This is a genomic window from Virgibacillus senegalensis (assembly GCF_000821245.2).
GTDB lineage: Bacteria > Bacillota > Bacilli > Bacillales > Amphibacillaceae > Sediminibacillus > Sediminibacillus senegalensis.
Genome location: NZ_LN611424.1, coordinates 791076 through 813798 on the forward strand (window position 1 = coordinate 791076; position 22723 = coordinate 813798).

Below are 22723 nucleotides of genomic sequence, written 5' to 3' on the forward strand. Positions count from 1 at the left end.
CTCTGGCTCGCCAATTCGGCGAGTTTTCTTTAGTTGGTAATTCCAACCATGTATTTTTGCACAAAAGTCTGTGAATGATTTGGTCTTTTGATTCTAGGAGGCTTGGAATATAGTTAAACTAAGGCCGATAAAAGTTTTGCCCAAGGGGGGAAAACAATGAGTTTGGATAAGCGCAGTACTGCCATATTAAATCAAATAGTTCATAGTGAGGTATATATTCCTGTCGAAAAACTTGCCGAGCAATTTAATGTTTCGAGAAGGACGGTCTATAACGACTTGGATAAGATCAATTTTTGGCTGAAAGAAAACAGGATAAGTGAAATACAGCAAGTTAGAGCAGCAGGTTTATACTTGGAAAAGCAGGCGAAACAGGAAGTTATGAGTAAGCTGCTCGTGTTCCCGGTTTATTATTATGAGCTGTCGCCTGAAGAAAGAAAGGCGTGGCTGGTCACTTACTTTCTGACCAGTGAAAAACCTCTGGTCCTCAAAGATTTGATAGCGATTACCAGGGTTAGCAGGAACACAGTCCTGGAGGATTTGAAAGGTTTGCGGGAAGAACTGGCTGGCTATCGATTGGAGCTTACTTCCCGGAGGAAACTTGGGTATCAGGTATTCGGTAAGGAGACAGACATCAGGAGAGCGCTGGTCAACTATATTGACATGATAAAACCGCAGCACGGCTGGTACTCCTGGATTCATGGGCAGGCTTTTGAAGCGGATAATGACGACAGCAACTATAAGATTTTTAACCAAGCAGAATTAAAGCGGATTTATCGCAAATTGAGCCTCTGTGAGCAGCGTTTGGGCATTCAATTTACGGACGATGTCCTCGATATTCTTGTCGTTCGTTTTTACGTGTTTTTGCAGCGGATTAAGCAAAAGCAGTATGTAGATATTGATCCGGTTGAACAGACTGTCATTGAACAAACCGGAGAATGTAACGCTGCAAAAGATTTTATCACCGAATTGGAAAGTAGATGGCAGGAAGTGATACCCGCGAGAGAAGGATATTACTTTGCCAAGCATCTATTGGGTTCGAAGGTGAATTATCATGCGAGTTTCGAGGATGAAAACGGAGAAATCAGCGGATTGCGGGAAGTAGTCAAACAGATGATCGAGGATTTCCAATTGGTTGCAGTGGTTTCTTTTACAGATCGAGCAGGAATGGAAACCAACTTGCATTTACACTTAAAACCCGCATACTACCGAATCAAGTATGGCATTGATATGGGAGAATTGCCGTATGACTCTGTGGAAGACAATTTCCCGGAAATCTATCAATTAACCAAAAAAGTGGTCCATCATTTTGAGCGTTTTGTGGGGAAAAAAATCGATCAAAGCGAGATAGCCTATATAGCGATTCATTTTAGTGGATGGCTGCATAAAGAAGGGCTGTCCATCCAAACACGCAGAAAAATGCTGATTGTTTGTACCAATGGACTAGGTACTTCCCGTTTACTGCAAAGCCAGCTCGAAGGGTTGTTTTCTGAAGTCGATATCACCGGAATCGTTTCTTTGCGTGAATATCGCGAGATGGAACTAGCGGTCGAATTCATCGTCTCGACTGTCCCTTTGCCTGACCGCGGAATTCCTGTCTGTTTAGTCAATCCGTTGCTTGATAACAAAGAGAAGGAAAAACTGTTGAAGCAGGTGAATGCGCTGTTCACAGAAAATAATGGTTATCAACCATACTCGGTCGATACCCTTATGGACATTGTTAAGCGTTACGCAGATGTGAGGGAAGAAGGGGAGTTGCAGCAGGAATTGAGAAAGTATCTTTACCATCCAACAGTGACTTCTGAAGCCAGGATGAAGCCTGCTTTGAAGGAGTTAGTGAACGAGGGCGACATACTGTTTGCAACTAAAGCGGGTAGCTGGCAACAAGCGGTCGAGTTGGCAGCCAGCCCGCTTTTGAAAAAAGGATACATCACAGAAGATTATATCGAATCAATGGTCGACAATATTGAGAAGCAAGGTCCGTATGTCGTGATTTCTCCTTTGGTAGCAATGCCGCATGGTCGTACGGAAGACGGTGTGAATCAGTTGGGAATCAGCTTGTTGCATTTGCAGGAACCAGTAGAAATGCTGGGCAAAAAAGTCAGAATCTTCATGGTTTTGGCTCCGGAAAATAACGAAAAGCACCTAAAAGCTTTGGCTCAGCTAACCAATATGTTTTCCCATGACAAACGTGCAATACTGGATGCAATAAACAAGGAGCAAATTTGCAAAATCATTAAAACCTACTCATCAAGATAAGGAGTTTGATCATGAAATTTTTAGAAGAGGGATTAGTTAAAGTCGGAGCAAAAGCTACGGATGCTGCAGATGCCATTAAGCAGGCGGGTGTTTTGCTGGCAGATGCGGAGACAGTGGAGGAAGTATATATCGAGGCGATGGTACAGTCCTTTCAAGATAATGGACCTTATTTCGTCCTTGCGCCACACATAGCCATCCCCCATGCCAGACCAGAAGACGGGGGGAAGGAAGCATCTGTCTCCTTGTTACAGTTGAAGGATCCCGTTACATTTGGGCATTCATCCAATGATCCTGTCCAATTGATTTTCGGTCTCGGGGCATCGACAAGCGAAGAACATGTGGATTTATTAAAGAAGCTGACGTTGCTTCTCAACAAGGAAGAAAATGTGAAACAGTTGAGAACGGCAGCAAGTTACCGGGAAATAAAAACAATCATAGAAACGGGGGAAGGAAAATGATCAAAGTATTATCGGTTTGCGGACTAGGACAGGGAACCAGTTTGATTTTGAAGATGAATGTCGAGCAGGCACTAAGTGATAAAGGAATCCGGGCTGATGTCGAACATGTGGATGTATCTTCTGCATCAAGTATGAGTGCCGATTATATTATCACAAGCAATGAACTGGCAGAAGGATTGGAAGGGCATAGTGCCAAGGTGATTATCGTTAATAATTATTTTGATATGGAGGAGATCAACCAGGCGGTTGACGAGCATATTGCTAAGGCATAAGGGAACCCAAAATAAAAGAGAAAGCAGACGAAGGGGGAAACAAGGTGGAAGTCATTTATTGGATAGCCGACAACGTCTTTGGAACACCTGCCATTTTATTAGGGTTTATCGTGCTGGTCGGATTACTGTTACAGGATAAGACGGCAAGTCAGCGGGTCAGTGGTACATTTAAAGCAATCATCGGTTTTTTGATCATCAGTGCTGGTTCAGACATTATTGTCAGCGCCCTGACAGTATTTGAACCATTATGGAAAGAGGTTTTCAATTTATCGGAACAGCCACTTGGCGAATTTATGGGTCAGAATGCTTTTAACGCAGAATATGGAAGCGCAGTCACGCTGGCCATGACGATTGGTTTTCTGATCAATGTTTTGCTGGCTAGGTTTACAAAATTCAAATATATTTACTTAACCGGTCACATGATGTTTTGGACAACGACTATTTTTGCGGGGATTGTCGTGCACACGGCCGGAGAGGTTTCTTTTGGCAAATTGGTTATTTTCCTTGCTGTCATCATGGGGATTTATTGGACGGTACAGCCTGCTTTGACACAGCCATTCATGAGAAAAATCACGGGGAACGACAATATTGCTTTGGGTCATACATCAGCATCTGTTGCTTTGCTCGGAGCACTGGCAGGTAAGGTGCTCGGTAACAAAGACAATGATTCGGAAAAAATAAAATTGCCAAAAGGCTTGGAGTTTCTTCGGGATTCGAATGTCATCACAGCCTTGACCATGGGTCTGCTGTTCCTGGTCGGTGCAGTCATTATCTCCTTTAAGGACACACCAGGAGCGGGAGAGCTTGTGGCAAGCGCGGGCAGTCAAAATTTCGTCATCTATGCCATCATCCAGTCGTTTACGTTCACAGCTGGTATCGCGGTTGTTTTAATGGGGGTCCGTATGTTTATCGGAGAAATGGTTCCAGCCTTCAAAGGAATCGCGACAAAAATCGTGCCGGGGGCGAAACCGGCACTGGACAGTCCGGTTGTCTTCCCTTATGCACCTAACGCTGTAATTCTTGGATTCTTAGGTTCTTTCGTCGGAGCTTTGTTATGGCTGTTTGTGCTTGGTAATACAGTGGGATACATTTTTGTCCCGACCATGATCGTCCTGTTTTTCCATTCAGCCACTGCAGGTGTGTTTGGGAATGTTACGGGTGGTGTCCGCGGTGCTTTGATGGCCGGATTTATCACCTCCACGGTCGTTGCCTGGGGACAATATATCACGGTGAAAATGCTACTGGCGGATACGATTCCGGATACAGCCATGTGGGCGGCCGATTCGGATATGTTCATCCTGGGGCCGATTATCCGGTTCCTGGCGCAATTACTGTTCTAATAAAACGGGAAGAGGGGCAGCTGGATTTGCCCTTTTTCCATGTAATCAGGAGGGATAAAATGAGTTTTGTGCGCACGTTTGACGGGGATGTTTCCCCAGAACAATTAGGCTTCACTTATTCACATGAACATATTGTCTGCCGCCCTCCCTACTGGGTTATGCAAGGAGCAGATGACCTTTTATTAGATGACAAAGATAAATCGCAATTAGATGTGTTCGATTTTAAAAAACACGGTGGCCAGACAATCGTAGACGCTACAGCAGTAGACTATGGCAGGGAAGTATCAGCCGTACAGCAGATATCTGAAGAAACGGGCATTACCATTATCGGGACTGCGGGTTTTAACAAAAGCTTTTTATGGGATGCTCCAATGCGGGAAAACCTCAAACAACTTGTCGGAAATTACGAGACATATTATCAGTGGATTGAAGATAAAACGATCAATCAGTTGGCAGACTTTGTTATTAAAGAAGTAGAAGAAGGATTGGAAGGTACGAAGTTGAGAGGCGGGCAGGTCAAGTTCGGGACCGGTTATAACCGAATCACTCCCTTGGAAGAGAAAACGTTGCGTGCAGTAGCAAGAGCACACCACGAAACCAAAGCTCCGATTCACACGCATACAGAAGCAGGAACAATGGTTCTGGAGCAAATCGACCTTCTACGAGAAGAAGGTATCAATCTGGAATATGTTAGTTTTGGCCATATGGATCGCAATCCTGATCCTTTTTATCATGAGCAAGTGGCAAAAACAGGTGCATTTCTCTCGTTTGACGGCATTTCAAAAATAAAATATGCACCTGAAAGTACACGGATCCATTGTATTCTAGAATTAGTCCGAAAAGGCTTTGAAGATCAGATCCTTGTCAGCGGTGACACAGCCAGAAAATCCTATTATAAACATTACGATTACGGCCTGGGTTTAGAAAATATCATTGCAAAGTGGGTTCCCCGATTCAAAGCAGAGGCGGACAGTCTCGGATTTGACGGGGAGAAACTGATAACCAAATTTTTTGTTGATAACCCTGCCAGGTGTTTTTCATTCAAAAAGTAAAGAGGGGTGCTGTTGTGAAGTTTCAATATCAAAACTCCTATAATATTAAAGAAGAAATCCAGCGTTCCAAAGTTGCGATTCTCCCGGTAGGAGCAGTGGAAGCGCATGGTCCGCATTTACCGCTTGGGACCGATAACTTCCTGGCTGAACGGCTATCGGATAAGCTTGCCGAAGTGGTAAAGGGTTTGGTTTTGCCAACGTTGCCGTATGGACAGGTATGGAGCCTGCGTCATTTTCCGGGGAGCATCACCGTCAGCAATCGCTCCCTGATCAGCTATATTGTCGATATCGGTGAGAGTCTTTATCACCAGGGCATCGAGGTCTTCGCCATGGTAAACGGCCATTTAGGGAATGGAACAGCTTTAAAGGAAGCTGCCCGTGAATTGTATGAAACATGTCCGGAAATGAAAGTGCTATATTTATTTTACCCGGGAATGAATAAGGCGGCAGAAGAAGTGAGGGAAACGCCATCTACACATGGTACCTATTTTCATGCTTGTGAGATAGAGACCTCGTATATGTTGTATTTGGCACCGGAACTGGTACAAATGGAGAAAGCAATCAACGATATCCCTAATATTCCAATGAGTGCTGATGTCACGCCTACACCTTGGGAAACATTCACAAAGACGGCTGTGTTGGGTGATTCTACGCTGGCGACGGAGGACAAAGGTATCTATATAATTGATATCGCTTTAAAAAACATGGTTCAATTAATAGAAGCGGCTAAGCAAGAAGCGGGAAAAAATTAGCAAGGAGGGATTGGATGTTAACGAACTACTTTGAAAAGGTCCATTCTTTGTTACAAGTAATCGAAGAAAAAGAATTCACGAATTTACAAGAAGCTGCTCAAAAAATCTCTGCTTCGCTGCAGCAGGATGGAATCATTCACTTATTCGGCTGCGGTCATTCGCACATTTTGACCGAAGAGGTTTATTACCGTGCAGGCGGGCTCGTCCCTATACATCCTATTCTTCATGAGCCATTGATGCTGCATGAAGGTGCCGTACGCTCTTCTACCTTGGAGAGGGAGAATGGTTATGCAGCACAGTTCATGGAGGAAGAGGATATTCGCCAAGGAGATATCATGGTGGTGTTGTCTACCTCCGGACGCAATCCAGTACCTGTCGATGTGGCGCGGATTGCCAAAGAGAAAGGTGCCTTTGTTATCGGAATGACGTCGATCCAATATTCACAAAGCCAGCCATCACGGCATGAAAGTGGCATGCATTTGTTTGATGCGGTGGATCTTGTGATCGATAATCATGCCCCGGTCGGAGATGCTCTGCTGAGCCATCCGGATGTACAGGTAAGCTTTGCGCCAAGCTCCACCGTAATCGGGGCTGCGATTATCAATGGCATCTTAGCGGAAGCCATTAAACAGATGGCGGAAAATGGTTTTCAGCCTCCTGTTTTTTTAAGTGGTAATATAGAGGGAGCAGACGAGCATAATCAGCAATTGATTGACAAATATTTGGATCGGGTAAAATTGTAGTAGTCTTGGATAGGCTGAACAATCAAAGTAATTGAATATAGAGTGAAAAGCTTCTTGTTGAACTACTTATACTGTGCACCTGTTCAAGAAAATGAAAATCTGGTAATAATGGCTGCGTGTCCTAATACCGGAAACGGATGATTTTTTCCTGCTTTGTTTATGAGGTATAGTGGAATAGACGCTATAAATCTGGAGGTATTTTTATGGGCTTCGCTGCTATAATCATGTATCTTATATCGTTGTTCATTCTCTATAAGGTAATCGAGACAGCTGTCAAAAATGGGATTAACAAGTCCAATATTGGCCGCCACTTCCGGGCAGATCGACCAGAGGAACCGGAAGATACCAAGAAATCTTTTTTTGATAACGATGTGGATAAAGATTAAAAGAAGCGTCCTGCCCGTTTGGGCAGGACGCTTCTTTTTTTCAGAAAGCCGCTTTATTTCCATTAAAAACTTTAAAACTTCTGTCCGCCGGTAAGATTGGAACCTTCGATGAAATACCGTTGAAAATAAAAGAACAATAGAATGATCGGCAATAAAACGGTGGTCGACATGGCCATCAGGTAGTTCCACTGTGTCGATACAGTTCCTTTGAACGTCTGCAGTCCAATTTGCAGGGTGTACAGATTTTCATCATTCAAGTATAAAAGCGGTCCGAGTAAGTCGTTCCAGGAACCATTAAAGGAGAAAATTGCGACTGTAATCAGGGCTGGTTTGATTTGCGGTAAAATAATACGCCACCAGATATGAAAATGGTTGGCGCCGTCTATCTTGGCTGCTTCGACCATATCCTTTGGAATGGTCCGCATGAACTGTCTGATTAGGAAAATAAAGAAAGCACTTCCCAGGAAAGACGGTATGATCAGCGGAAGATACGTATTTACCCAGCCGATTTTAGCAAAAATGATATATTGAGGAACCAATGTCACGAATCCTGGAATCAACATCGTCGCCATGACGATGCCAAACAGAAAATTTTTCCCTTTGAACTTGATGACGGCAAAGCCATAAGCGATAAACGCATTGGCAAGGACACTGCCGATTGTCGACAAACCGGCAATCAACAGTGTGTTCAGCGTCCAGCGGGTAAAAGGAGCTGTTTGCCAGGCTTCCAGGTAGTTACGAAACCGGAAGCTATCAGGCCAGAAGCTTGGTGGATACTGGGCGATTTCCTGTGGTGTTTTCAAGGATGTGGCGATCATCCACCATACGGGAGACAGGATAATCAGGCTGCCGCCGATTAAAATCAGGTAGATCAGCGCTTTCTTGGTTAACAACTTTTTCTTGCTGCCAATCACGGAATTACTCATCTTTCATCCCCACTTTCATAGTAAACCCACTTCTTGCTTAGTTTGAAGTGAAGGAAGGTCAAAATCATGACAATGATGAACAATACCCAGGCCATTGCAGAAGCATAGCCCATATCAAAGATTTTAAAGGCATTGTTCCACATATGGAGGTTATAGAATAATAGGGAATTGGAAGGACCGCCTTGACCACTGTCCGTCATGACATAAGCTTCCTGGAAAATCTGAAAGGCTCCGATGGTCGATGTCACCATATCGAAGAAAATAATCGGTGTGATCATCGGCAACGTGATATGAAAAAACTTTCGGATCGAACCAGCTCCATCTAATTCTGCCGCTTCATACATTGCTTTCGGCACTCCTTGCATGACTGCCAAGTAAAGCAGCATTCCGCCTCCGACGCTCCACATTTTCATCATGACGAGTGCGGGCTTTGTCCATTCTGCTTCAAACAGCCAGGCAGGACCATCAATCCCAAACCAGGCCAATACGGTATTTACTAATCCTGTAGAAGGACTTAGCAGCTGCATCCATAAAAAATAGACCGCCACACCAGATAAAACAGCAGGCAAATAATAAATCGTACGGAATACCTTAATGCCTTTCATTTTTTGGTTAAGCAGCATGGCCACCAAAACCGCCCCTGCTGTTGTCAGTGGAACCGAAAACACGACAAAGTATGCTGTGTTGTATAAGGAAGTCCAAAATAACGGATCCACTGTGAACATTCGCTTGTAATTGTCGAAGCCGGTAAAATTCATCTGTGAAGTGACATTATAGTCCGTAAAGCTGGTTAATAAGGAAAACAGCAATGGTCCAAGTGTCAGGCCGAGAAAACCGATAATCCAGGGGGCGATAAAAATATATCCCCAAATGTTCTCTTTAAGCGACAGTTTGCTCATTTTCGGTTTGCTTATCGTCCGATTGCGACTCTTGCTTTTATGTACGGTTTTTTGGTGTGTCGTACCAATTACTGCATGATGCTCTTTCATTCCGCTCAACCTCCTCGCCTCCTAACTTGTGATGTAAAGTTGTAAGATTTCCCCCTGTATAATCTGTTATGGAAAAGACAGAATGGAAAAGCGGGGATACCGCTTTTCCTACTAATAATTCCTTTACTGCTTGGAGTTTTCCACATCTTTTTGAGCTTGATCAAGTGCTTCTTCGACGGAAATCTTTCCGTTAAGGGCATCGTCGATAAGCGGATTGACTAAATTTTCATACTCCGGATATTCTGGTGTTGTAATCGACAAATAGGTGTGTTCCAGGCTTTCCATCGATTTCTGGAAAATCTCGGCTCCTTTGCCATCCAGGTTGTCCGTTACTTGTTGGGTTGCCTCTTTATTGGCGATGTTGTCGAAGTTGTTTTCGCCCCAGTAGGTTTGTGCCTCGACATCCGTCAAGTATTGGATGAATTTCATGGAAGCCTCCGGATTTTTGGCTCCTTTTGGTATCTCCATGACGAATCCACCGCCGGTGCTCCATGGTTCAGTGTCTTCATTATAAGAAGGCATCAAGGCAACGCCATAATCCAAGTCGTTTCCGAACTCTTCCAGCTGTTTATAGAAAGTGCCGATTTCAGCCCACATTGCAACCTTCCCGGAGATAAATGGATTTTGCTGCTCATTGCCGAATTCCGCTTTCATGTCTTGAACAGCTTCTTCCCCGAGCTCCTGCTTCCAATCGTACATCCATTGGATAGCTTCTTTTTTTGCAGGAGTGTTGATGGTCGGTTCGCCGCCTTCCATCAGTCCTTTTCCATTGTCGGCATTTATCATCCAATCATGGGTAGTGAAATTTCCCCAGTTCGGGTAATAACCGACTTGCTCATAGTTGCCATCTTTTTTGATGGTGAGTTTATCGGAGTATTCTTTGAGTTCTTTCCAAGTGCGAGGCGGTTTTTCCGGATCCAGTCCTGCTTCACGGAAAGCGTCCTTGTTATAAAAAAGCATTCTAGTATCGGTAGTGAAAGGCAGGGCATACGCCTTGTCCTCGTAGGTCACCGCATCCCATAAATGGGGGTAGAAGCTGTTTTTTAAGTCGTCATCGACCCATTTGCTTAGATCCTCTACTTGATTGTTGGAGGCTCTGATTTTCACCGTTCGAATATCGTTGACAATGACATCAGGTGGATCTCCTGCAGCAATGGCTGCCAGGTTTTTTGTCCAAATATCTCCCCAAGGTACATAAGTGTGTTTGACAACGATTTCATCCTGCGAATTATTGAAATCCTCAATTAGCTTTTCGATCATCGGACGTCTTGTTTCCGAACCCCAAAATGTCCAGAAATCAAGTTCTACCTTTCCATCCGCATTCGTATTTTCAGCACTTCCGGAACTGCAGGCAGACAAAATGGCCAGTAGACTGGCGCAGACAATCATCAACCACTTTTTCATATGTATTCCTCTCCCTTTTTGAAACGAAGTGATAGAAGAAGCGTTTCTTATATAGAACACTTCTCGAAGTTACTAAGAAGTTCCCCTTCTTCTTCTCCTTCAAACTACTTCTTCTAAGAAAAAGGGCGTTTTATGTAAAATAGTGCCGAAGTCTTGGTGGAAAGTAAGGGAAAATATGATTTAATAAGGGAAACGGAATAATCTGAAAAAACTGATTACATAGAAGGAGAGGGCGAGGCTAAATGAAGAACCGATTGCAAGTGCCACTCCATATAAAAATTCTCGGTTTGGTCGGTACGCTTCTTTTGCTCGTCATTAGCCTGATTACTTTTATGGTAGGTTATATGGAATCGAAGGAGGATGTTGCCAATGCCGAGAGTCTGGCCATGCAGACGGCCAAAACGATTTCCTACATGCCTGGCGTTCAGGATGCGTTCCGTACCGGCGCTACTTTGGAGGAAATGAAGCAGTTGACAGAACAAATAAGAGAAGAGGCCGGCGCCTCGGTTATCACCATCTTTGACCGTTCTGGAGGGATCATCGGAAGGGCGCAGGATGAAACAGTTCCTATCGAGAAGGATGCAACCGCTTCCGATGAGGAGCTGTATAAAGCAGTTGTTTTTGGAAGTAGTTACGTGATCAAAACAGGAAGCAGGGAGGAAGGTATCCTAAAAGGAGTTGCACCGGTTACAATTGACTATCGCAAATATAAAAAAGTAGAGGGCATCGTGACGGTGGATTTTCCGATGAAAGGAATATACAACGAGATTTTGGCCGATATTTCAAAAATTGTCCTTGCTGCAGGAGTGGTTTTCCTGATGGGGATTGCTGGAAGTTTCCTATTGGCTAAAAGCATTCGGAAAGATACATTGGGCTTGGAACCATTTGAGATTTCCTCCCTGTATCGGGAGCGAAATGCCGTCTTGCAGTCTGTCAAAGAAGGCATAGTCGCGATTGATCATCAAGGCATCATTACCACCATGAATGTATCTGCTAAAGATTTGCTGGATATTCGAAGGGAGGAAGTAATTGAAAAGAATATCATTGATGTTCTCCCATCCGAGGAATTAATCGATATGATCCAGTCACCGACTAAAATTATCAATAGGGAACTTGAATACAAAGATAAGATTATCATTGTCAATACACGGCCAATAACAGAGAATGGCAGGAAGACAGGAACTGTCGCAAGCTTTCGAGATAAAACCGAAATAAAAAAAATGGTGGACGCCTTATCGGAGGTAAGGCAGTATTCAGAAGATCTTCGCGCCCAGGCCCATGAGTTTACTGGTACATTATATGTTATCCTGGGTTTCATCCAGTTGGGAAAAACAAACGAAGCAATCGAATTGATTCAACAGGAAGCAAATTTACAGGAACAGGTTACGGAAATGTTCTTTTCCCAGATTCGCGATGAAAAAGTCCAGGCAATATTATTGGGGAAATTCGCAAAAGCATCAGAAAAGAAGATTCGTTTTACGGTGGATGGGGAAAGTTCACTCGCGCCTCTGCCGGAACATGTGCCGTTGTCCCCGTTGATTGTAATACTAGGAAACTTGATTAACAATGCGTTTGATGCGGTGTCAGATTGTACCGATCCGAAGGTTTCTTTCTTTGTTACGGATTTAGGCAACGATATTATTTTTGAAATCGCTGACAATGGAAAGGGGCTAGACAAAAACACGGAGTCCCGCATATTTCTTCGTGGTTACTCAAAAAAAGGGGCTAACAGAGGGTATGGTCTGGCAAACGTGAAAGAGGAAGTTCATTCATTGAATGGAGCGATTGAAGTAAACAGTAGTCCTGGTAATGGAACAGTGTTTACGGTAATCCTTCCGAAGCAAATACAGGATATGAACAAAATGATAGGGGGATGAAAGGATGTTACAAGTTGTCATTGCAGAGGATGATTTTCGGGTAGCTCAAATACATGAAGCGTTTCTGGAGAAAGTACCGGGAATGAAACTCGTCGGGAAAGCTGCCAATGCGAAGGAAACGAGACAATTGCTTGATGCGTGTACGGTCGATTTGTTATTACTGGACGTTTACATGCCGGACCAACTGGGAACCGAGCTGCTCCAATACATTCGGGAAAACTATCCGAAGTTAGATATCATCATGATAACGGCTGCTACGGACAAAGCATTTTTGGAAAAATCTTTGAACTATGGCGTCCAGGATTACTTGATTAAGCCTGTCACGATGGAACAATTTCAACAATCGATGCAAAACTATAAGAAGAAAAAAGAAAAGATCGAATCGAGAAAAGAAGTCGACAAGGAACTTTTGCAGGAAGTATTTGGTACCCCCCGAATCGAACAAAAAAATACGGCCACCCTTCCGAAGGGTATCGATTACCGTACCTTGGAAAAGGTAAAAGAAATGCTTAGCATCGAACAAAATGGTATTACCTCCGAACAGGCTGCAGAAAAGATTGGCGCTTCACGGACGACCGCTCGAAGGTATCTGGAATACTTGGTTGGTAGAAACGAAGCAGTTGTAGAGCAAATGTATGGAATTGTCGGCCGGCCAGAGCGGCGGTATACAATCAAAAAATAATGGAAAGAAATTTGCAGGTGGGCACTTTTTTCGCATTTTGTGCATTTAATGCACAAAATGTTTTTTAATTCGTTAAAAAACAATATATTGAAAACGTTTACATAATGAAGGGAGAATTAGTAGGATACAAATAAATCAAGTATTAGGAGGGAGTTTTTATGAAAAAATTTATTCAGGTTCTTCTTGCGATGTCCGTGATTTTAATTACAGCCGCATGTGCGGGGAACGCTTCCGGAAATGATGGCTATCCGAATAAAAACATCGAAATGGTCGCTCCTGCTTCGCCGGGTGGTGGCTGGGACTTGACCGCCCGTTCGCTGGAGAAGGTACTGTCAGAACAAGATTTGGTCGATAAAAATATCAATGTTGTCAACAAGCCTGGTGGCGGGGGAGAAGTCGGCTGGAAGTATTTAAAGTCAAAGGACTCCCACTCACTTGCTGTCAACTCGAGTCTAGTACTTACCAATAACTTACTGGAGCAAAGTGAATTATCGTATGAAGAATTCACGCCGATTGCTACACTCGCGACCGAATGGCAGGCACTTGCTGTTCCGGCAGATTCACCTTATCAAACGGCGTCTGAGTTTTTGGAGGCTACTAAAGAGGATCCAAGTGCAGTTAAAATTGGTGTTGGACCTGGTCTCGGCAATGATGATCACTTATCACTAGTCCAGGCAGCGAGTGAATTCGGCATCAATCCGGTAGATCTCAACTTCCTCGTTTATGAGGGTGGAGGAGATGTAGTAACCGCTTTGCTGGGAGGACACGTTGATGCGGTCACTACCTCACTGTCAGAGGTGAAGGATCAACATTTAGCCGGAAAGCTTAAGATATTGGCTGTTTCTTCTGAGGAGCCGGTTGAAGATCTTGAGGATGTGCCGACCTGGCAGGATGAAGGCGTGGATATGGTCTTCCCGCATTGGAGAGGATTGATGGGACCGCCAGATATGACAGAGGACGAAATTGCTTATTGGGATAAAAAGCTGGAAAAAATGGTCGAAACAGATCAATGGCAGGAAGTCCTCGAAAACAATGATTGGGAGGATTTTTATAAAAATAGTGAGGAAACAAAAGCATTTTTACAAGAACAGCATGACCTTTATCAACGTTTAGTAAATGATTCCGGTTTGCTCGATAACTAAGCGTGTTTCTTACCAGAGATAAAACTGCGGCATCATGATCCGGTTGGCTCTCAGCCTTAGTAAGGGAGGGTGTCGCAGTTTATATCCATGACAATAAGAATAAGAAGAAGCTATAGAGATGGAGGATGAAGCAAGTAGCCTGTAACGCGGATGGCAGGTTTCATAGAGAGTAAGGGAGGCGATAGTGATGATGAAAGGAATTAAACTGGGGGTGCCGATATTTTTGCTGCTGTTCAGCAGTTTGTTTTTGATCAGCTCGCTTCAGTTGCCAAAAGCAAATCTTGGAAACCCGAATGCCCCCTTGTACTTTCCGACAGGTCTCAGCATTTTAATGTTGTTGTTAAGCGTCGTGTATTTATATCAGGAAATAAAGCATCTTGCAGAAGAAAATAGGGAAGTCCGACAGTTGTTTTCCGGAAGGACGCCAAAATTGATTGTGACTACGATTGTTTTAGGCGCCATCTATGCGCTTGTTTTTGACCAGATTGGATTTTTACTTTCGACAATTTTGTTCTTAGGCGGATTATTAATCCTCATCAATGGTTGGAAAAAATGGCTGATTAACGGCATCGTTGCCGTCAGTTTTTCCTTTTTGGCTTGGTATGCATTTAGTCAGCTGCTGGGAGTGAGCTTACCTTAAAGGAGGTGATCGCAGCATGGATGTTAACAGCTTCATGGAAGGTTTATCGATAGCGATCGAGCCGGTCAATATTGTGTGGATTATCATCGGTGGTTTTCTTGGTACGATTGTCGGGATGCTTCCTGGACTTGGGCCGGCTACAGCAGTGGCTGTGTTGATTCCGATGACTTTTGGCATGGATCCCGTGAGTGCCATCATTTTAATGGCGGCCATCTACTACGGAGCGATGTATGGCGGTTCGCGCAGTTCGATTCTATTAAATACACCGGGGGATGGTTCGGCTATCGCAGCAACCTTTGACGGTTATCCAATGGCCAGGAAAGGAATGGCTGGACAGGCACTGGCAATATCCGCGGTTGCTTCTTTTATTGGCGGTTTGATTGCGGTCATTGGGTTCATTTTTCTTGCGGAGCCATTAGCCGCTTTTGCTTTGGAATTTGGTCCGGCCGAATATTTTTTATTGATGTTGCTTACCTTGTCGGCAATTGTCTCGTTATCCATAGGGAAAATGGTGAAAGGTTTTTTGGCGATGACGATCGGGCTGGCTTTGAGTACGGTGGGAATCGATACCCAGACGGGCATATACCGATTTACTTTCGGTTCTTCGCATTTAAGTGAAGGAATCGACTTTCTCATCGTGATTATCGGTGTCTATGCTATCGGCGAAGTGCTCTACAATCTACTATCGATTGATGAGCAGCGGAAGGAAAAGAAAAAGGTAGGCAAGGTTTGGTTTTCAAAAGAACAATGGCGGCGTTCGAAATGGCCGATTTTACGGAGTGGTCCGCTGGGCTTCATCATCGGTGTTCTGCCTGGTGCTGGCGGTTCGATTGCCTCGATGATCAGCTATACCACGGAAAGACAGCTTTCGAAAAGGTCTTCTCAGTTTGGAAAAGGAGCAGTGGAAGGACTTGCAGCTCCTGAATCAGCGAATAACTCTGCTTCGGTAGGTGCCATGATCCCCCTGTTGACAATGGGCATACCGGGGTCGGGCACGACTGCAGTCATGCTCGGGGCATTGATCATGCTAGGATTGAGACCAGGTCCTCTTTTATTTGAACAGCAGCCTGAAACGGCTTGGGCATTAATCAATAGTATGTTTATCGGAAACATTGCCCTTGTCATCATAAATATTTTATTGGTTGGTGCGCTTGTTAAAGTTTTAGACACACCGCCAAAAGTACTTTATCCGGTGATTGTGGTGCTTGCCTTTATTGGAACGTACACATTGAGCTATGCCACGTTTGATTTTTACTTTTTGCTTTTATTCGGCGTAATCGGGTTGTTTATGAAAGTGCTTGATTTTCCGATTGCTCCGTTGGTGCTGGCGTTGATTGTAGGATCCGACATGGAGCAAAATTTCCGGATGGCTCTTACATCCTCTAATGGAAGCTTCGGCATCTTTTTTTCTTCCGGTGTCAGCATAGCGTTGATAGTCTTGACTTTGCTTTCACTGCTGTATCCGCTGGTTGTCCATTGGATGAAAAGAAAAGCTCAAAACAAGCACGAGGATCAGATGTATAAATCATCCTAAACATTCGTAATGACAAAGGAGGAGCGAGATGAAAAGTTATGATGTAGTGGTCGTCGGTGCTGGAAATGCCGCTCTTTGTGCGGCGATCTCTGCAAGGGAGTCAGGAGCAGAGGTGCTGGTGCTGGAGCGCGCACCTAAACATAAACGCGGCGGTAATTCGTATTTTACAGACGGAGCGATCCGCTTTGCTTACAATGATTTAGAGGACATTCGAAAACTTATACCAGAATTACCCGATGAAAAAGCTGAAAAAATTGTCATGCCGACATATGGACCAGAGGATTATTATCAGGACTTAATGAGGGTCACCGGCGGTAAAAGCAGTCCTGAATTGGCTGAACAGCTGGTAAACCGCTCCTATCAGANGGGAATCGATACCCAGACGGGCATATACCGATTTACTTTCGGTTCTTCGCATTTAAGTGAAGGAATCGACTTTCTCATCGTGATTATCGGTGTCTATGCTATCGGCGAAGTGCTCTACAATCTACTATCGATTGATGAGCAGCGGAAGGAAAAGAAAAAGGTAGGCAAGGTTTGGTTTTCAAAAGAACAATGGCGGCGTTCGAAATGGCCGATTTTACGGAGTGGTCCGCTGGGCTTCATCATCGGTGTTCTGCCTGGTGCTGGCGGTTCGATTGCCTCGATGATCAGCTATACCACGGAAAGACAGCTTTCGAAAAGGTCTTCTCAGTTTGGAAAAGGAGCAGTGGAAGGACTTGCAGCTCCTGAATCAGCGAATAACTCTGCTTCGGTAGGTGCCATGATCCCCCTGTTGACAATGGGCATACCGGGGTCGGGCACGACTGCAGTCATGCTCGGGGCATTGATCATGCTAGGATTGAGACCAGGTCCTCTTTTATTTGAACAGCAGCCTGAAACGGCTTGGGCATTAATCAATAGTATGTTTATCGGAAACATTGCCCTTGTCATCATAAATATTTTATTGGTTGGTGCGCTTGTTAAAGTTTTAGACACACCGCCAAAAGTACTTTATCCGGTGATTGTGGTGCTTGCCTTTATTGGAACGTACACATTGAGCTATGCCACGTTTGATTTTTACTTTTTGCTTTTATTCGGCGTAATCGGGTTGTTTATGAAAGTGCTTGATTTTCCGATTGCTCCGTTGGTGCTGGCGTTGATTGTAGGATCCGACATGGAGCAAAATTTCCGGATGGCTCTTACATCCTCTAATGGAAGCTTCGGCATCTTTTTTTCTTCCGGTGTCAGCATAGCGTTGATAGTCTTGACTTTGCTTTCACTGCTGTATCCGCTGGTTGTCCATTGGATGAAAAGAAAAGCTCAAAACAAGCACGAGGATCAGATGTATAAATCATCCTAAACATTCGTAATGACAAAGGAGGAGCGAGATGAAAAGTTATGATGTAGTGGTCGTCGGTGCTGGAAATGCCGCTCTTTGTGCGGCGATCTCTGCAAGGGAGTCAGGAGCAGAGGTGCTGGTGCTGGAGCGCGCACCTAAACATAAACGCGGCGGTAATTCGTATTTTACAGACGGAGCGATCCGCTTTGCTTACAATGATTTAGAGGACATTCGAAAACTTATACCAGAATTACCCGATGAAAAAGCTGAAAAAATTGTCATGCCGACATATGGACCAGAGGATTATTATCAGGACTTAATGAGGGTCACCGGCGGTAAAAGCAGTCCTGAATTGGCTGAACAGCTGGTAAACCGCTCCTATCAGACGATACGGTGGATGAAGGAACAAGGAGTCGAATTTGAACTGAATTACAGTAACCAATCATTCGAAAAAGATGGAAAATACCAATTTTGGGGTGGCCTGCCTGTCAAAACGAAAAATATCGGGATGGGGCTTATGGCTGCTTTATTCGCCCGGGCAGAAGAGATAGGAATCGATATTTTCTATGAAGCCCGTGCCATCGAATTGAAGAAGGAGGATCAGCGCATTTCTGCTGTCACTGTTGAAACGACAGAAAAAACGACAGAGGTACATACGGCAGCGGTCGTACTGGCTTGCGGTAGCTTTGAAGCGAATAAAGAAATGCGTAAAAAATATATCGGGGAGGAATGGGAAGCAGCCATTGTTCGCGGAACGGAGTATAACACTGGGGATGGATTGACGATGGCACTGGCTGCTGGAGCACAGCCGTTTGGAGAATGGTCCGGATGCCATGCCATCGGTACTGATTACCAGGCTCCGAGAGTAGGGGATTTTTCCAAGCCTGGGGACATTTTTAAAAAACATTCTTACCCTTTAAGTGTTATGGTGAATCAGGAAGGTTATCGGTTTGTTGATGAGGGGGCGGATTTCCGTAATTATACGTATGCCAAGTACGGAAAGGAAATACTCAAACAGCCGGGTCATGCCGCCTATCAGATTTACGACCAGCAAGTAAGACCGATGCTGCGTAAGGAATACAATCTGGAGGAAGCTACTTATTATAAGGCTGATACACTGGAACAATTGGCTGATCAGCTTCCGGTGAACAAGCAGCAGTTTTTACAAACAATCGAGGAATATAACGGTGCCGTGATGGAAGGGAGCTACAATCCGACCATTAAGGATAAGAAAGGAACTAAAGGGATCACCCCGCCGAAGTCAAACTGGGCTTTGCCGATCGAAAAAGGCCCGTTCTATGCCTTTCCGGTAACCTGTGGCATCACTTTTTCATTTGGCGGACTAAAGGTAAGCCCAAATGCTGAAGTACTGGATGAAAACGAACAGCCGATTCCAGGTTTGTTCGCTGCTGGCGAAATGGTTGGCGGTATCTTTTATGGCAATTATCCCGGCGGTTCAGGACTGATGTCCGGAGCGGTGTTCGGCAAACTATCCGGAAATACAGCGGCGCGCTACATTCAAGCTGCAGGGACGGTTCGTTAGACTTATTCATGCAGGAAAGCCACCATCTCGGTGGCTTTTGTTTTTGGCAATCAAATGTACGTTTGGTTAGGGGCGGATGGTATGAACAAAAAAATTCTGTTACTTTTATCCTTGATTCTCTATTTGATGTTTTTCCTTCCAGTCATCGACTGGGATATCAAGACAAAGGCCATTGCAGCTTTAATCATCATTCAAATGTTGTGGATTGGCAGGATATTTCCGTTAGCACACAGTTCCTTGTTGTTTATGTTACTACTGTCGTTTCATTTCTTTACTTATCAGGAGACGCTTGCTTACTTCAGTTCTGAGGTGGTCTGGCTGTTATTTGCTACTTTCATCATTTCCCACGCTTTTATCGAGACTGGGCTTGCCAGCCGGATTTCTTTCTCTGTCTTGAAAGTGTCGGGGGGATCAGGACGTGCTCTGCTGTTGATTTCCTTCTTGTTGATGTTTGTGTTAGCAATTCTTATCCCATCGAATGTCGGGAAGGGAAACCTGGTCGCCTCTGTACTGGATCGGTTGTTAAAAAACCTGAGAAAAATCAATACGATTGAGAACCTCGGAAAGGCGTTGTTCATCGGTATCAGTTACCTTGCAGCTATTTCCGGCGCATTGGTAGCAACAGGAGCTAGCTCTACCATTTATACGTTTGAATTGTTTACATCGATTCATCCTGATTTGAATTACATAAGCTGGATTGTGTATTTCGTTCCACCTGTTCTATTGTTTACGACGTTGTTATGGCTGCTGTTTATTGTGAAATTCCCCCCGGAAAAAGTCGATCGAAAAAAGATGATGGGACTGATTGAAGATGGCCTTGAGGAATTGGGGCCGTTAAGCTTAGCCGAAAAGAAAGTAATGCTTGTCATGGGACTCACCTTGCTGTTATGGATAACTCAATCCTTGCATGGATTCTCGATTCCGCTAGTGGGATTATTGGGAGCAGTTCTTACAGTCATGCCGTGGATCGGTGTCTGGAAATGGAATCAAGCTAAGAATTCAGTTGATTGGGATATGATGCTGTTTTTTGCCAGTACGTTAATGGTTTCCGGCATGTTGATCAAAACGGGAACGATTGCTTCGATCGCTGATTTCTTTATTTCCATGATTACCTTTCAATCTCCATTTTTTGTTCTCTTGCTGCTGATACTGTGTACCGCGTTATTACGAGTTATTTTTGTAAATATCTTAGGTTTCTTAACGATCATGATTCCGTTGGCTATAGAGATTGGGGAGACACTTGGAGGCTATTCACCGTTTGTAACTGCCATGGTGGTGTTTCTGGTGGGAATCCCGGGTTTTTTTCTGATTACCCAGTCTCCGGTTCATTTAATCAGCTTCTCGTTTGGTTACTTTTCGGAGAGAGAGCTTTTGAGAATCGGACTGCCGTCCTTTAGTCTGTGGGTGTTGACTATTTTAGGAGCGGTATTGCTTTATTGGCCCTACGTTGTAAGTCACTGACAAGGATTTAGGAGCGGAGGAGAGGGGCGGAGAAGCCCGGTATTTTAACCTGGGTTTTACAGAGGAAAAAATCCGAAAAAGCGATGATTCCCGGTACTTCACCAAACAAACAGGGACCGCTGATAATGGGCGGTCCCCGAAACAATTTTAATAACTTAAATAGTGACCGTAATCATACAACTCCGGAATGGTGACCGGCAGTTTTCCCTGCGGATTTACTTCTCCGCTGATCACTCGAGCAAGAGCTTCTACGGAAACATCCCTGTTGCCGTAAGTGGCTAAGTAACCATCCACCTCAGGAAAAGCCATCAAGTCATATGGGTTCCGGATAGCCGCAGCAATCACTGTTTTTTCGGTGTCTAGCAACGCTTCTACTAAACGTTGTTGTGCTGCATTGGTGTTCGCTGTATAGGTTGTGGCAATGACGGTGTCAGCTGTCGCTGCCTGTTCGCTTGCCGCCGCGATTTGGGATTGGCTCGGACTTGTGCTGGTAGCGTATGCCGATACGTCATATCCTTTTGCACGCAGCTGTTCTGCCAAATACTCGGGTTCTGCAGTCGATGGACCTGTAATAAAGACGCTTTGATCCTTGGCAAGCGGCAGTAAATCCTGTTCATTTTTTACTAGCGTGATGCTTTTATCAGCGATTTCATCTGCTTTGGCTAAGTTAGCCTCAGTACCGATATTGGCAATGGCACCTTCGTCTGTGGTCGGATCTTCGAATAACCCTTTTTCCATTTTCGCTTTCAAAATACGATAAACGGATTCATCCACACGTTCTTCACTGATTTCACCGCTTTCTACGGCTTCCAGCATGGCATTGTAGGCAAGCTCTACATCAGGCGGGTTTAACAGGATATCGTTTCCTGCTTTGAACGCCTCGACAGGTACTTCTTCCGGTTCTAAAACGTTAGCGCCGGACATACCAAGACTGTCTGTAATAATCAGGCCGTCAAATCCCATTTGTTCCCGTAAAAGATCTGTCAATATAGGCTTGGATAATGTGGCAGGCAAGCCGGAATCATCCAGTGCGGGGACGACGATATGGGCTGTCATGATGGCGTCGATGCCAGCATCAATACCTGCCTGGAACGGTTTCAAGTCTACTTCCCGCAAAGTTTCCAAATCGTGGTTGATGATTGGCAGTCCATAATGGGAATCTACATCCGTATCGCCATGACCAGGAAAGTGCTTAGCGCTTGGAATGACGTTTTCCGCTTCATAGGCTTGTGATTGTGCGACCCCTAATTCGGAAACAAGGTCCGGGTTTTCGGCAAAAGATCTGACACCGATTACCGGATTGGCTGGATTGACGTTGACATCAAATACCGGAGCGAAGTTCATATTGATGCCAAGGCTTTTTAATTCTGTGCCGATGATGGAGGCAGAATCAGCAGCCAAGTCGGCGGAACGAGTAGCTCCTAACGCCATATTACCAGGAAAGACGGTGCCTGGTGAGGTCAACCGTTGTACAATTCCCCCTTCCTGGTCGGTCGAAATAAACAACGGAATCGGCATCCGTTGATCCATCGCAATGTCCTGCAGGCCGTTGGACAAGGCGTTTACCTGTTCCAAATGAGCCGGTGTGCCGATATTATCGGACCAGTTAAAATAAATCACACCGCCAACATGGTATTTTTCGATGGCTTCTTTAAAATTCTTTGCCCCGCGATTATTATTGAGATTCGTTTGCTCATAATCAGGATCGGTCGGCGTTTGTCCATACATGTGAATGATAAATAGCTGGCCGATTTTTTCTTCCAGGGTCATATGTTTCATTTTGCTGACGATCCAGCCGTGTTGGGCTTTATCGCCATTTCCCCACCCTGGTTTGGAAGGGTCGTCCCAACCGTTAGCGAAGCCTGTGACAGGCAATGTCAACAGCAACGTAAGTATCAGTGACAAAGCAGCAATCAATCGTCGTTTTTGCAATTTGTCCACTCCT

Annotated in this window: 19 protein-coding genes and 2 pseudogenes; 17 read left to right on the forward strand and 4 right to left on the reverse strand. The window is 44.6% G+C overall.

All coding sequences use genetic code 11. The annotated features are described in order from the left end of the window. The first annotated feature begins 156 nt into the window (after positions 1-156). The 8 genes from BN1067_RS07965 (at position 157) to BN1067_RS08000 (ending at position 7259) form a co-directional block, all read left to right on the forward strand. Positions 157-2256: a BglG family transcription antiterminator gene (locus tag BN1067_RS07965; protein WP_053218354.1), complete on the forward strand. Its 2100-nt coding sequence runs from the start codon at positions 157-159 to the stop codon at positions 2254-2256. 11 nt (positions 2257-2267) lie between these two features. After that, entirely contained in the window at positions 2268-2714 is a 447-nt protein-coding gene (locus tag BN1067_RS07970; RefSeq protein WP_053218355.1) for a PTS sugar transporter subunit IIA, read from the forward strand. After that, positions 2714-2986 (forward strand): PTS sugar transporter subunit IIB, encoded by a 273-nt coding sequence (locus BN1067_RS07975; RefSeq protein ID WP_053218388.1) that lies wholly within the window; start codon positions 2714-2716, stop codon positions 2984-2986. The genes BN1067_RS07970 and BN1067_RS07975 overlap by 1 nt, the downstream gene beginning before the upstream one ends. Positions 2987-3030: 44 nt before the next feature. Beyond that, positions 3031-4326, forward strand: coding sequence for a PTS ascorbate transporter subunit IIC (locus BN1067_RS07980; RefSeq protein WP_053218356.1), 1296 nt, complete (start codon positions 3031-3033; stop codon positions 4324-4326). Positions 4327-4385: 59 nt separating this feature from the next. Next, the gene (locus tag BN1067_RS07985) at positions 4386-5378 is read left to right on the forward strand and encodes a phosphotriesterase family protein (RefSeq protein WP_053218357.1); all 993 of its coding nucleotides are present in this window, start codon (positions 4386-4388) and stop codon (positions 5376-5378) included. 14 nt (positions 5379-5392) lie between these two features. After that, positions 5393-6130, forward strand: a complete 738-nt coding sequence (locus tag BN1067_RS07990; RefSeq protein WP_053218358.1) for a creatininase family protein — start codon at positions 5393-5395, stop codon at positions 6128-6130. A 14-nt stretch (positions 6131-6144) separates the two neighbouring features. After that, positions 6145-6873 carry an SIS domain-containing protein gene (locus tag BN1067_RS07995; protein ID WP_053218359.1) on the forward strand — a complete coding sequence of 243 codons (729 nt, stop codon included), beginning with the start codon at positions 6145-6147 and terminating at the stop codon, positions 6871-6873. A gap of 203 nt (positions 6874-7076) precedes the next feature. Further along, positions 7077-7259, forward strand: coding sequence for a hypothetical protein (locus BN1067_RS08000; RefSeq protein WP_053218360.1), 183 nt, complete (start codon positions 7077-7079; stop codon positions 7257-7259). Between the two features lie 71 nt (positions 7260-7330). Here BN1067_RS08000 and BN1067_RS08005 read toward each other — a convergent pair whose 3' ends face one another. The 3 genes from BN1067_RS08005 to BN1067_RS08015 all read right to left on the reverse strand — a co-directional run bounded on the left by BN1067_RS08005 (position 7331) and on the right by BN1067_RS08015 (position 10578). Next, positions 7331-8185: a carbohydrate ABC transporter permease gene (locus tag BN1067_RS08005; RefSeq protein ID WP_053218361.1), complete on the reverse strand. Its 855-nt coding sequence runs from the start codon at positions 8183-8185 to the stop codon at positions 7331-7333. Continuing rightward, positions 8182-9084 carry a carbohydrate ABC transporter permease gene (locus BN1067_RS08010; protein WP_110943441.1) on the reverse strand — a complete coding sequence of 301 codons (903 nt, stop codon included), beginning with the start codon at positions 9082-9084 and terminating at the stop codon, positions 8182-8184. Before BN1067_RS08010 ends, BN1067_RS08005 begins: the two co-directional genes overlap by 4 nt. 213 nt (positions 9085-9297) lie before the next feature. Further along, positions 9298-10578, reverse strand: a complete 1281-nt coding sequence (locus BN1067_RS08015) for an ABC transporter substrate-binding protein (protein WP_053218363.1) — start codon at positions 10576-10578, stop codon at positions 9298-9300. 242 nt (positions 10579-10820) lie between these two features. Between BN1067_RS08015 and BN1067_RS08020 the strand changes: the two genes are divergently transcribed. The 9 genes and pseudogenes from BN1067_RS08020 to BN1067_RS08055 all read left to right on the forward strand — a co-directional run bounded on the left by BN1067_RS08020 (position 10821) and on the right by BN1067_RS08055 (position 20778). After that, a complete protein-coding gene (locus BN1067_RS08020) occupies positions 10821-12455 on the forward strand; it encodes a sensor histidine kinase (protein WP_053218364.1) in 1635 nt (544 codons plus the stop codon). Between the two features lie 4 nt (positions 12456-12459). Next, complete coding sequence (locus BN1067_RS08025; RefSeq protein ID WP_053218365.1) at positions 12460-13137, forward strand: response regulator; 678 nt, start codon at positions 12460-12462, stop codon at positions 13135-13137. A 158-nt stretch (positions 13138-13295) separates the two neighbouring features. Continuing rightward, on the forward strand, positions 13296-14279 hold the full coding sequence (locus BN1067_RS08030; protein ID WP_053218366.1) for a tripartite tricarboxylate transporter substrate binding protein: 984 nt from the start codon (positions 13296-13298) through the stop codon (positions 14277-14279). 187 nt (positions 14280-14466) lie between these two features. Further along, the gene (locus tag BN1067_RS08035; protein WP_234400650.1) at positions 14467-14919 is read left to right on the forward strand and encodes a tripartite tricarboxylate transporter TctB family protein; all 453 of its coding nucleotides are present in this window, start codon (positions 14467-14469) and stop codon (positions 14917-14919) included. 16 nt (positions 14920-14935) lie between these two features. Further along, positions 14936-16453 (forward strand): tripartite tricarboxylate transporter permease, encoded by a 1518-nt coding sequence (locus BN1067_RS08040; RefSeq protein WP_053218367.1) that lies wholly within the window; start codon positions 14936-14938, stop codon positions 16451-16453. Positions 16454-16481: 28 nt separating this feature from the next. Continuing rightward, positions 16482-16646, forward strand: a pseudogene (locus BN1067_RS20705) (FAD-binding protein); the annotation flags it as partial. A gap of 174 nt (positions 16647-16820) precedes the next feature. After that, a pseudogene (locus BN1067_RS08045) lies at positions 16821-17795 on the forward strand (tripartite tricarboxylate transporter permease); the annotation flags it as partial. A 28-nt stretch (positions 17796-17823) separates the two neighbouring features. Continuing rightward, entirely contained in the window at positions 17824-19317 is a 1494-nt protein-coding gene (gene tcuA / locus BN1067_RS08050) for an FAD-dependent tricarballylate dehydrogenase TcuA (RefSeq protein WP_053218368.1), read from the forward strand. 81 nt (positions 19318-19398) lie between these two features. Then, positions 19399-20778 carry an SLC13 family permease gene (locus BN1067_RS08055; RefSeq protein WP_053218390.1) on the forward strand — a complete coding sequence of 460 codons (1380 nt, stop codon included), beginning with the start codon at positions 19399-19401 and terminating at the stop codon, positions 20776-20778. Positions 20779-20925: 147 nt separating this feature from the next. On the opposite strand, the gene BN1067_RS08060 is transcribed toward BN1067_RS08055, so the two are convergent. Then, positions 20926-22719, reverse strand: coding sequence for a glycoside hydrolase family 3 protein (locus BN1067_RS08060; protein WP_407701356.1), 1794 nt, complete (start codon positions 22717-22719; stop codon positions 20926-20928). Positions 22720-22723 lie beyond the last annotated feature (4 nt).